The organism is Thalassolituus sp. UBA6592 (genome assembly GCF_002433655.1).
In the GTDB taxonomy this organism is placed as follows: domain Bacteria; phylum Pseudomonadota; class Gammaproteobacteria; order Pseudomonadales; family Oceanobacteraceae; genus Venatoribacter.
Window position 1 is genome coordinate 513 of sequence record NZ_DJIO01000100.1, and the last position, 10,689, is coordinate 11,201.

Annotated in this window: 11 protein-coding genes; all 11 read left to right on the forward strand. The window is 52.1% G+C overall.

Translation table 11 applies throughout. The annotated features are described in order from the left end of the window. Positions 1 to 210 (forward strand): response regulator (locus B2Z72_RS09450; RefSeq protein ID WP_297004661.1); only part of this gene is annotated, 210 nt, incomplete at its 5' end. 22 nt (positions 211 to 232) lie between these two features. Further along, positions 233 to 1,054, forward strand: coding sequence for a CheR family methyltransferase (locus B2Z72_RS09455; RefSeq protein WP_296985707.1), 822 nt, complete (start codon positions 233 to 235; stop codon positions 1,052 to 1,054). A gap of 357 nt (positions 1,055 to 1,411) precedes the next feature. Then, positions 1,412 to 1,810: a flagellar basal body rod protein FlgB gene (gene flgB, locus B2Z72_RS09460; protein WP_296985709.1), complete on the forward strand. Its 399-nt coding sequence runs from the start codon at positions 1,412 to 1,414 to the stop codon at positions 1,808 to 1,810. A 2-nt stretch (positions 1,811 to 1,812) separates the two neighbouring features. Beyond that, positions 1,813 to 2,259 (forward strand): flagellar basal body rod protein FlgC, encoded by a 447-nt coding sequence (flgC, locus tag B2Z72_RS09465; RefSeq protein WP_296985712.1) that lies wholly within the window; start codon positions 1,813 to 1,815, stop codon positions 2,257 to 2,259. A gap of 12 nt (positions 2,260 to 2,271) precedes the next feature. Further along, positions 2,272 to 3,060, forward strand: a complete 789-nt coding sequence (locus tag B2Z72_RS09470; RefSeq protein WP_296985713.1) for a flagellar hook assembly protein FlgD — start codon at positions 2,272 to 2,274, stop codon at positions 3,058 to 3,060. A 28-nt stretch (positions 3,061 to 3,088) separates the two neighbouring features. Continuing rightward, a complete protein-coding gene (locus B2Z72_RS09475; protein WP_296985715.1) occupies positions 3,089 to 6,721 on the forward strand; it encodes a flagellar hook-basal body complex protein in 3,633 nt (1,210 codons plus the stop codon). Positions 6,722 to 6,928: 207 nt separating this feature from the next. Further along, positions 6,929 to 7,675 (forward strand): flagellar basal body rod protein FlgF, encoded by a 747-nt coding sequence (locus B2Z72_RS09480; protein ID WP_296985717.1) that lies wholly within the window; start codon positions 6,929 to 6,931, stop codon positions 7,673 to 7,675. 12 nt (positions 7,676 to 7,687) lie between these two features. Further along, complete coding sequence (gene flgG, locus B2Z72_RS09485) at positions 7,688 to 8,473, forward strand: flagellar basal-body rod protein FlgG (RefSeq protein ID WP_296985719.1); 786 nt, start codon at positions 7,688 to 7,690, stop codon at positions 8,471 to 8,473. Positions 8,474 to 8,484: 11 nt separating this feature from the next. Then, positions 8,485 to 9,171, forward strand: coding sequence for a flagellar basal body L-ring protein FlgH (locus B2Z72_RS09490; protein WP_296985721.1), 687 nt, complete (start codon positions 8,485 to 8,487; stop codon positions 9,169 to 9,171). Positions 9,172 to 9,191: 20 nt separating this feature from the next. After that, positions 9,192 to 10,310 carry a flagellar basal body P-ring protein FlgI gene (locus B2Z72_RS09495; RefSeq protein WP_297004665.1) on the forward strand — a complete coding sequence of 373 codons (1,119 nt, stop codon included), beginning with the start codon at positions 9,192 to 9,194 and terminating at the stop codon, positions 10,308 to 10,310. Beyond that, entirely contained in the window at positions 10,307 to 10,615 is a 309-nt protein-coding gene (locus tag B2Z72_RS09500; RefSeq protein ID WP_296985728.1) for a hypothetical protein, read from the forward strand. The genes B2Z72_RS09495 and B2Z72_RS09500 overlap by 4 nt, the downstream gene beginning before the upstream one ends. The last annotated feature ends 74 nt before the right edge of the window (positions 10,616 to 10,689 follow it).

Below are 10,689 nucleotides of genomic sequence, written 5' to 3' on the forward strand. Positions count from 1 at the left end.
GATATCGAAATGCCGGAAATGGATGGTTATACGCTGACCACACGCGTTCGTGCGGATAATCGTATGTCCGGTTTTTTTGTGGTTCTGCACTCTTCTCTCAGTGGCGTGTTTAACAAAGCCATGGTGGAGAAAGTTGGCGCCAATGATTTTATCGCCAAATTCGATCCGGACATCCTCGCCGAGCGGGTTGCCAGCCGTATTAACGCGTGATTCTGCCGATCTGGAATAATGCATGAGCAAAGAGATGTCAGCTGATGAATACAAACGGTTCCAGCAGATTCTGGAGAAATCCAGTGGGATTCTGCTGGGGGCCGGTAAAGAATACCTGGTCACCAGTCGTCTGCGTCGTCTGATGGAGCGCGAAGCCATCGCTTCTGTTGGCGATCTGGTGAGCAATATGGAGCGTAACCGCAGTCTTATGGAAAACGTGGTGGATGCCATGACGACCAATGAGACGCTGTGGTTCCGTGATGATCATCCTTACCGGATTTTTCGTGAGATGCTGTTGCCGGAGATGGCAAAGAACCGCCGCCCGGTGAAGGTCTGGTCCTCTGCCTGTTCAACAGGGCAGGAACCTTATTCTCTCAGTATCGAGTTTGAAGAATTTAAAAAGAAAAACCCGGGCACGCTGATGAGTGGTGAGCGGATTCTGGCAACCGATATTTCACCGAGTTCTCTGGCACAGGCCAAAGAGGGTGTGTATCAGCAGCTGGCAATTCGTCGCGGCATGAATGATCAGCATCTGAAAAATTATTTTGAAACCGTGTCCGATGACCGCTGGCGCATCGGTAACAGCATTCGCCAGCGCGTGGATTTCCGTCTGCAGAACCTGCAGCAGAATTTTTCAGCACTGGGTAAATTCGACATTATCTTCTGTCGTAACGTGCTGATCTATTTCTCCTCAGATCTGAAGCTGGATATTCTCCGCCGTATGCATGCCAGCCTGAATCCAGGCGGCTACCTGATGCTTGGGGCATCAGAAGCCATGAACAATCTCGGCGACTACTACGAAATGGTGCAGTGTCGCCCCGGTATTGTTTACCGCGCACGTTGATCAGCAGCCGGCCTTTGCGCCGGCTTTTCTTTTCCTTTTTTCTTTTTCTTCGTCATTCCCTCGTAGCCTTTCAGTCTCCCTCGGACAGTAGCCTGCCTTTAACAGCCTGATGTTAACGGCCAGAAGGTTTTCTTTGTTGGCTGCTGTGGCATTTGGGGGCGCTCTTTCACTGACATTGCCGCCGTGTCTGCCGTGCCGTCTTCCTTGCCTTTGCCCTTGCCGCCGGCAGGAAATGGCTTGCCGCTTTGCCTCTCAGTGCTCTTTGAAAAATCTCTAAGTCATTGAAATATAATGAAAAATAAATTTGGCACAGGCATTGCTCAAGAGTGCTTATAGTCACAGATTGAGAATTGGATTATGGCCGCTATCAACTTCAGCAACGCTCTTGGTGTTCACGATTCAGCTTTGCAGCTGCGTGCCGCACGGGCAGAAATCCTGGCCAACAACCTGGCAAACTCCGACACCCCGGGATTTAAAGCCCGCGATATTAACTTCCAGGCAATTCTGGCCGGTGAAACCGCAGCGACTTCCGGCATCGGCATGAACCGTACCCAGAAGGGGCATCTGGAAGGCCGTCGTCAGGTAGATGAAGACCTGCTGTACCGTAATCCAAGCCAGCCATCCATTGATGGCAACACGGTAGATTCTCAGATTGAACAGGCGTTGTTTACCCGTAACACGCTCAACTACAACGCCAGCTTTGAATTTCTCAGCAGTAAATTCAAAGGCATGAAAGGTGCCATCCGCGGAGAATAATTATGTCGCTGAATAATGTTTTTGATATTGCCGGCTCCGGGATGAATGCGCAGTCCATTCGCATCAACACCACCGCCAGTAACATTGCCAACGCCGAAAGCGCTTCCAGTTCCATTGATGAGACCTACCGCGCACGCAAGCCATGGTTCTCTGTGATGGAGAAAACCTTTATGGAAGTGAATGCTAAAAATCAGTTTGAAACCGTGGAGAACGGTATCGGTGCTGGTGTTCAGGTGGACGGTATTGTGGAAAAAGACGCGCCGCTGAAAGCGCGCTTCCAGCCGGATCATCCGATGGCGAATGAAGACGGCTACGTTTACTACCCCAACGTGAATATCGTGGAAGAGATGACCGACATGATGTCGTCATCACGCAGCTACCAGATGAACGTTGAAGTGCTGAAGACCGCAAAACAGATGATGCAGCGTACGCTGACTCTGGGACAGTAAGGGAGGCCGGCCATGTCAATTAATGAAGTCAGTAACAACGGTGCAATTCTGGATCAGTACCGTACGCCGGAAAAAACCACTGAGCCAAAAGACAACGAACTGGGCCGTGATGCGTTTCTTGAGCTGATGGTTGCACAGCTGAATAACCAGAATCCGCTGGAACCAACTGACAACCAGGCATTCGTTGCTCAGCTGGCGCAGTTCTCCTCAGTTGAGGGAATTGACAAGCTCAACACCACAGCAGAAACCATGATGTCGAATTTCTCTTCGACCTCGGCGTTGCAGGCCTCCAGTCTGGTGGGTCAGTCGGTCATTGTTGCAGGTAACGATACTGGCCTGTTGCTGGGCAATGGGGTGGTCAGTGGTTACACCGAGCTGCAGCAGAGTGCGGCGGATATCAAATTAACCATCGAAGATGAGAACGGCCAGGTGCTGGAGCAGTTCTCTTTGGGTAACCATATTTCCGGACCTATGTCGGTTCGCTGGGATGGTCTCAACCTGATGGTCGACGGCAAGATTCAGGACATTGATATGGATAGCCTGAACCGCCAGGAATATTACGTCAACGAGGACGGCGAACAGGTACTGGACGATTACGGTAATCCGATTCCGGTTCCTTACCCACCGGGTGAGTACGTATTCCGCGTCAGTGGCATGGTGGGTGGTCAGTCAGAAGAACTGGGTATGCAAATGAGCTCAACGGTGGACAGCGTGACCATGAACAATGGCAGCGTCACCCTCAACCTGGCCGGTGGCCAGACAGCATCTCTCAGTGAAATTAAACAGATTTTGGATGAGTAGTCCCGGTCGGGCAACGGAGTAACAGAACATGGCTTTTAATATTGGGTTAAGTGGTATCCGTGCGGCCTCAACTGATCTTGAGGTGACCGGTAACAACATCGCCAACGCCAGTACAGTTGGCTTTAAAGAATCACGTACAGAGTTTTCTGACGTTTACACCACCACCCTGCTGGGTACCGGTTCTAAACCGGTTGGCAGTGGTGTGATGGTGGATGATGTCAGCCAGAAATTCAGTCAGGGTAATATCAGTGGTACTGAACGTGCGCTGGATATGGCAATTGACGGTAACGGCTATTTTATTCTGGATGACAACGGTTCGGTGTCTTACACCCGGGCCGGGATGTTCTCGCTGGATAAAGACGGCTATGTCGTGGCCAATAATGGTTCCCGATTACAGGGCTACGCGGCTAATGGCAATGGTGTGGTAAATGGCGTGCTGGACGACTTACAGATTCAGGTCTCCAACCAGCCACCACGCTTGACCAATATGGTCAGCTCTATCCTGAACCTGGACGCCAGTCAGCTGGTGCTGCAGGAACAGGGGCTGCAGCTGGTGTCTAATGGTTTGGTCGTGGGTGCCGCTGATTCAGGTATCCTGAATTCCACCACCACCGTACTGTCGGCCGTTGGCCAACCGACGACGGCTGGGATTCCGGCACAACTCGGTTTTGCTGGTGGTGCTGGCTTCACGGTGGCGGATGTTGGTACGGCAGGTACCGCAGGCACTGAAACCATCGATGTGGATCTTGGCGACGGCAACGGTCTGCAGACCATCACCATGCCAGTGATTCCGGCGGGTTCAACCCCGGCGCAGGTGATTACCGCCATTCAACAGGCGTTTGATTCTACTCTGGGCTCACAACAGCTGACTGCGTCCATTGGTGGTGCCGGTCAGTTGGTAGTGGAGCGCGCCGGTTATGCCGCCACCGATGGTTCCAGTTTTACTGTCGCTAACACAGCCACATGGGATGCCTTGTTTGGCGCCGCCGGGGCGGTGACTGCAGGTACTCAGGGTTCCCGCCTGTTTATTGGTTCTACTGCGTTAACCGCGGACTTCACCAGTGTTCCGGGAACCTCGACCACAACCCGTACCACGGCAACGCCACCGCTGAATATTGTCTCCAGTGATCCGGGTACATACGCCCAGCTGACGGCAACCAATCTGTATGGTGCTCTGGATATCAGCACAGGTACCGGTAACGTGCTGGCTTTCACTATTGCCACCGAAACCGGCGCCACTTATCCGATTAATCTGTCCGAAGCAGCCTGGCAGGGGGCGCCTCCGGGGTCTGGCTATGGCACGCTGAGCATTGCCGATCTGGTCGCGCAGATTAATACCCAGATTACTGCCACCGCCGGTGCCGGTAACGAAGAAGTTCTGGCCGTGAATAATGCCGGTCTGGTGGAATTCCAGGTACAGCCACCGGCAACTCAGGGTGACTATTTACAGATTGCCGATAACTCCGTGTCGTCCATCAACTACTCATTGGATAACCTCGGCTTCCTGCTGGGTAACCGCTTTGACGGTGGTACTGAGCCGGTACAGGCCAACAATGAATTCCAGCTGGAAGTGACCAGTACCACAGGCCAGGGTGGTGGTCCGTTCACCATTACCATACCACCGGCTAACTATGCGTCGCTGGATGATCTGGCCGTTGCTATTCAACAGCAGATTGATATCTACATCGGTGCCAGTGGTATTGCTGGCAAAGTCACCGTGGATGCGGTGGGCGGACAGCTGGTATTTACCAACAATAATGTGGGTGCTGGCGAAGGCATTTCCATTACACCGACCATTGCTGAACCTCAGGCAGTTGCTGCGCTGGGCTTTGACAGCATGTTCGTGGTCACCGGCCAGGATAACATTGACCGCTCCAACAGCTTCCGTATCAACCTGACCGTGCCGGCACCAGACAGCGATAATCGCAGCGGTTCTGTACTGATCTCGCTGGATGAGGAATTCCGTTCTGTACAGCAGCTGGCAGCGTCCATTAACCGCCAACTTAACAGCCAGGATGCGGATGGTTACATTGGTGTGCGTGCAATGGCTGTGGAAGTTGAGCCAAGAACAACACCACCACAATACCAGCTGGAATTGCGTGCCACCGAGGAAGGTGAAGCGTCCATTATCAGTATTTCCAACGTTACGGCATCGGGTCCTGATATTACCGAAGCAGAACTTTATGCATTGCTGCAGGCGGATCCAACCGACGGTACTCTGCTGACCACAGGTATCCGTGGCGTGAACAACCAGTACCCGGAACAGAGCGTGGTGCTGACCAACCCGGAAGGTGAAGAAACCGAAATTATTATTCCGGAAAATGCAGAAGCCAACGAAGTTGTTGCGCTGTTTAACCAGCAGCCGGGCGTTACAGCATCGGCGCTGACCACTATGACAATTCCGCTATCGAGCTATAACAGCCCTGGCAATAATATGCGCCTGCAGCTGAACGGTCAGGATCTTGAGTCCACATCTCTGGCGGATCTGGCCGACGAGATTAACTCGCTGCGCAGCACCACGCTGCCAGGTTTTGAGGCGTCCATTAATTCCGCTGGCGATCTGGTGGTTACCAACGAAATCGGCCGTGATATCAAGCTGGCAATCAGCAGCCCGGTGGTAACGGATTCACTGGTAGTACAGGGCGCTGACGGCACAGGACCTGTGGTTCTGGGCGGTTCTTCCAGTGCGGCAGAAGCGGCTGCTGTCGGTGGTGTCGTAACCTTTATTCTTAATGAAGATTACACCCTGAGCCAGCCAAGCCCGGCGATTTCTGGTCTGTTTGGTGCGCTGACAGAAGATGAATTTACCCCGTACACACTGAATGCCTTCGATCCGGACGATCAGGATACCTACAACCACGCAACCTCGATGACGATTTACGACAGTCTGGGTAACTCCCACATCATGACTCAGTATTTTGTTAAAGAGCCACGCGATCCGAACCGTCCGAATGAGGAAAATATCTGGGCCATGTACGTTCAGATCGACGGCAACGACGTTGGCGATCCGGATCCGACGCTGCCATTCCCACAGAACCTGGAGCCAACGGCTGCGCGCTATGAGCTGTTCTTTAATCAGGATGGTTCATTTGATCCGATTGCTACCGGTGATATTTACGTCACTAACTGGGACCCACTGGATGCCCGTGGTAATCCGACCGGCGCTCTGTCTTCTGTGAACGTACTGGAAGGTGGTCTGCCGCTGTCTGAGCCGCCAAATAATTCCAACTTCCAGATTAATCTGGATGGCTCAACCCAGCATGCCGGCGAGTTCGATGTGAACGATCAGAACCAGAACGGTTATGCCACCGGTCGTCTGACCGGGCTGGAAATTGACCAGGACGGTATTATCTTTGCCCGCTTTACCAACGGTCAGGCAGAGGTTCTTGGGCAGGTGGCATTGGCCAACTTCCGTAATGACGAAGGCCTGACGCCATTAGGTGATACAGCCTGGGCAGAGTCTTTCGAGTCCGGTACGCCAACTATCGGGTCACCCCGTACGGCATCGTTTGGTCAGATTCAGTCGGCAGCACTGGAGGATTCCAACGTCGATCTGTCCGAGCAGCTGGTGGGGCTGATTATTGCTCAGCGTAACTTCCAGGCCAGTGCCAAAACCATTGAAACAACCGACCAGGTAACCCAGACCATTCTGAATATCTGACGTCTGATCTTTACCTTACCGTCAGCGGCAAGTCTCTTCCCTTTCAGCGGGAAGCGGCTGCCGCTTTTTCCTCATTTATTCTCTCTTTTTTTCCGGATTTCTCTTTAACTTGTTGAAAAACAAGATAATTCATTACTTGGCACAGGCCATGCAATCCTACAGTCAACGAGGCGGAATTCCGCCGTTGATGATTATGGGGTTCCAACGATGGACAGAGCGTTATACATCTCAATGTCCGGGGCAAAGCAGAATACGCTGGGCCAGGCTGCACTATCCAATAACCTGGCCAATGCCAGCACACCGGGCTTCCGTTCCGACTACACCCAAAGCCGTTCCATGGGCGTTTACGGCGACTATTATCCGACCCGCGCCTATGCCATGACCGAACGTCCGGCCAGTGATCTGCGCGAAGGACCATTAATGGAAACCGGACGCGATATGGACGTGGCGATTGCCGGTGAAGGCTGGTTTGCTGTGGTTGGTCCGGATGGACAGGAAGCTTATACCCGTGCTGGCGAACTCAGTGTGGCGCCGGATGGACGCCTGATGAATGCCTCCGGTCTGCAGCTGATCGGTGACGGTGGTCCGGTGGTATTACCCGAATTCGAAAAAATTGATATCAGCCGTGCCGGTATTGTTTCCATTCAGCCGACCGGCGATGTACCTGCTGGCATTGCTGAACCGGTACAGCTGAAACTGGTTAACCCGGATCCACAGGATCTGGAAAAAGGCGAAGATGGCCTGTTCCGTTTCCGTGATCCGAATCAAGGACCTGCCGTCGCTGAACCTCAGGTATCGTTAATTAACGGTTTTGTTGAAGGCAGTAACGTCAATGCGGTCAGCGAATTAACCGGACTGATCGCACTTAACCGTCAGTATGAAATGCAGGTCAAGCTGATGAAACGGGTGGATGAAAATGCCGCCACCACCACACAACTGCTGTCTGCACAGTAAGGAGTATTTATTATGATGCCAGCACTCTGGGTCAGTAAAACCGGACTGGAAGCACAGGACCTTGCTTTAACGACAGTGTCGAATAACCTGGCCAACGTCTCTACCACCGGCTTTAAAAAAGACCGGGCTGTGTTTGAAGATCTGTTGTATCAGGTTCAGCGCCAGCCAGGTGCTAATTCATCGGCTGATACCCGTTTACCGTCTGGTCTGCAGTTGGGTACTGGTGTGCGCACTGCAGGCACCCAAAAAATATTCACCACGGGATCACTGGAATTAACAGATCAGCCGCTGGATATGGCCATTAACGGACGCGGTTTTTTTCAGATTACTATGCCGGACGGCACCATTAATTACACCCGTGACGGCACCTTCCATATTAATAACGAAGGCGTGGTAGTTAACGTGAACGGCTATCCTCTCGAGCCACAGATAACCATTCCGGAACAGACTAACAATTTGACGATTTCTAAAGATGGTATTGTTCAGGCCACCATGTTTGGTGATCCGACACCGCAGGAACTGGGGCAGATTGAAACGGCCGACTTTATTAACCCTGCAGGTCTGATGGCCACCGGCGGAAACCTGTTCCAGGAAACAGCGGCCAGTGGTGCGCCGGTGGTTGGTGTTCCCAGTGAAGATGGCTTTGGTACCTTAGAGCAAGGCGCACTGGAAAACTCCAACGTGGAAGTGGTGGAAGAGCTGGTGAAAATGATCACCGTGCAACGCGCTTATGAAATGAACTCCAAGGTCGTGTCAGCCGCAGATGGCATGCTGCAATTCCTGACGCAGAACGTATAGGAGGCGGGCTTATGTTACGCACATCGTTTTGTTTATTGGTTATGGTGCTCGGGCTTTCTGCCTGTACCTCAGTGCCACTGGAAAAAGATGTATATCCTGACGATCCTGCCTATTCGCCGGTGTCAGCACAAAGTCTTCAGCCGCCACCCACTGTCGATGGTTCGCTGTTTCAGGCAAGCTACAGTATGGGCCTGTTCACTGACCAGCAGGCGCGCCGTTCCGGTGACATTATTACGGTGATTTTTGACGAGCAGTATCAGTCGTCAAAGTCGGCGGAAACAACAGCAGACAAGTCTTCCGCTTCCACCAGTGAAGTGAACAGCATGATGGGCATGGTACCTGGCTGGAAGAATATTGGCTTTGGTGTAGACACCAATGCGGACCGCCAGTTTTCGGGCAAGGGTGAGGCTGACCGTTCCAATAGTCTGAGTGGTCAGATCAGTGTATCGGTGGCAGAAATTCTGCCTAACGGCATCTTACGTATCCGTGGCGAAAAATGGCTGACGCTGAGTGAAGGGGATGAATACATCCGCATTACCGGATTGATTCGTCCACAGGACATTACGCCGGATAATACGGTGTCATCCAGCAAGGTTGCAGATGCCCGGATTTCATTTGGTGGTCGTGGAAATCTGAATAACTCCACCAAGCAGGGTTGGTTTGACCGCATTATTAATTCACCCTGGTGGCCGATGTAATCCCCGGGCAGGAGCAGATCATGAAGAAATCAATGACGGCTGGTTATGTTGTACTTAGCGCTTTGCTGAGTCTGCTCACGCTGTTTTCTGCAACGGTCAATGCTGAACGTATCAAAGACATCAGCAGTATTTCCGGTGTGCGTACCAACCAGCTGATCGGTTATGGTCTGGTGGTTGGTCTGGATGGTACCGGTGATAAAGCGCCGTTTACCAATCAGACCTTCCGCAACATGATGAGTGAATTTGGTATTACGATTCCCGCCGGCGAAGACCCGAAATTAAAAAACGTGGCAGCGGTATCCGTTACTGCTGAATTACCACCGTTTTCAAAACCGGGTCAGAAAGTCGACATCACTGTTTCATCCATCGGTAATGCCAAAAGTCTGCGTGGTGGTTCGCTGTTATTCACACCGTTAAAAGGCGCGGACGGAAATGTTTACGCTGTTGGTCAGGGAAACCTGGTGGTCGGTGGTTTTGGTGCTGACGGTAATGATGGCTCTAGCATCACTGTAAATGTTCCAAGCGTTGGCCGTATTCCTAATGGGGCTACGGTGGAGCGTACGGTGCCAACCAACTTTGCCCGGGGTGACAGCCTTATTTTTAATCTTGATCGTCCGGATTTTACGACTGCGAAAGCTATGGTCGATCAGATCAACGGTACCATGGGACCTGGAACAGCCGAAGCGCTGGATGCAACGTCGGTGCGCGTCAGTGCGCCACGTGATACCAGTCAGCGTGTCAGCTATCTTTCTCTGATTGAGAATATGGAAGTCGTAACCGGTAAGGAACGTGCCAAAGTTATTATTAATTCACGTACCGGCACGATTGTAATGGGGCAGAACGTCATGATCGAACCGGTGGCAGTCACTCACGGTAATCTGGTGGTGACGATTACCGAGGACTTTCAGGTCGCGCAACCGAATGCGCTGGCGGGTGGTGATACGGTTGTGGTGCCAGAGACCAATATCAATATTGATAATGGCGGCGACAATCGCATATTCAAATTTGGCCCTGGCGTATCGCTGGACAGCATTGTTAAGGCGGTTAATGAAGTGGGGGCTGCACCTGGCGATCTCATGGCAATTCTTGAAGCTATGAAGCAGGCAGGTGCGCTGAAAGCGGAATTAATCGTGATATGACTACTGAGCCGTTTGATGAAGTTAAAGCATTGTCACTGGAAATCCGATCGCTGATAAAACAGGGCGTTCGTGAGGGGGTGGATGAGAAAATCCGGCTGCGCAACGAAAAATTGAAAAGCTGGTTTTCTGCCGTGTCCCGGCTGGAAGATATGACTCCGCAGCAACGAAGTTTTATGGAAGATCTTCTGCAGGAGGAGCGCGTACTGGTGGAACGCCTGTATGCTGAGCAGAAAGGTTATGCCAATCATCAAAAGGGTAAACGGCAGGCGGGAAAATATCAGCAGATGCGCGACAGCCACCGCTGATCCTGTGTGAATATAAAACGGCTGCTCAGCCACTGCTGTCCCACAGTTTGAAACGGATTTTTTTATAAACGGCT

Bases quoted from the DNA above. Each gene is read 5' to 3' on its own strand.
- B2Z72_RS09455 (WP_296985707.1), top strand. From the start codon at position 233: ATGAGCAAAGAGATGTCAGCTGATGAATACAAACGGTTCCAGCAGATT.
- flgB (WP_296985709.1), top strand. From the start codon at position 1,412: ATGGCCGCTATCAACTTCAGCAACGCTCTTGGTGTTCACGATTCAGCT.
- flgC (WP_296985712.1), top strand. From the start codon at position 1,813: ATGTCGCTGAATAATGTTTTTGATATTGCCGGCTCCGGGATGAATGCG.
- B2Z72_RS09470 (WP_296985713.1), top strand. From the start codon at position 2,272: ATGTCAATTAATGAAGTCAGTAACAACGGTGCAATTCTGGATCAGTAC.
- B2Z72_RS09475 (WP_296985715.1), top strand. From the start codon at position 3,089: ATGGCTTTTAATATTGGGTTAAGTGGTATCCGTGCGGCCTCAACTGAT.
- B2Z72_RS09480 (WP_296985717.1), top strand. From the start codon at position 6,929: ATGGACAGAGCGTTATACATCTCAATGTCCGGGGCAAAGCAGAATACG.
- flgG (WP_296985719.1), top strand. From the start codon at position 7,688: ATGATGCCAGCACTCTGGGTCAGTAAAACCGGACTGGAAGCACAGGAC.
- B2Z72_RS09490 (WP_296985721.1), top strand. From the start codon at position 8,485: ATGTTACGCACATCGTTTTGTTTATTGGTTATGGTGCTCGGGCTTTCT.
- B2Z72_RS09495 (WP_297004665.1), top strand. From the start codon at position 9,192: ATGAAGAAATCAATGACGGCTGGTTATGTTGTACTTAGCGCTTTGCTG.
- B2Z72_RS09500 (WP_296985728.1), top strand. From the start codon at position 10,307: ATGACTACTGAGCCGTTTGATGAAGTTAAAGCATTGTCACTGGAAATC.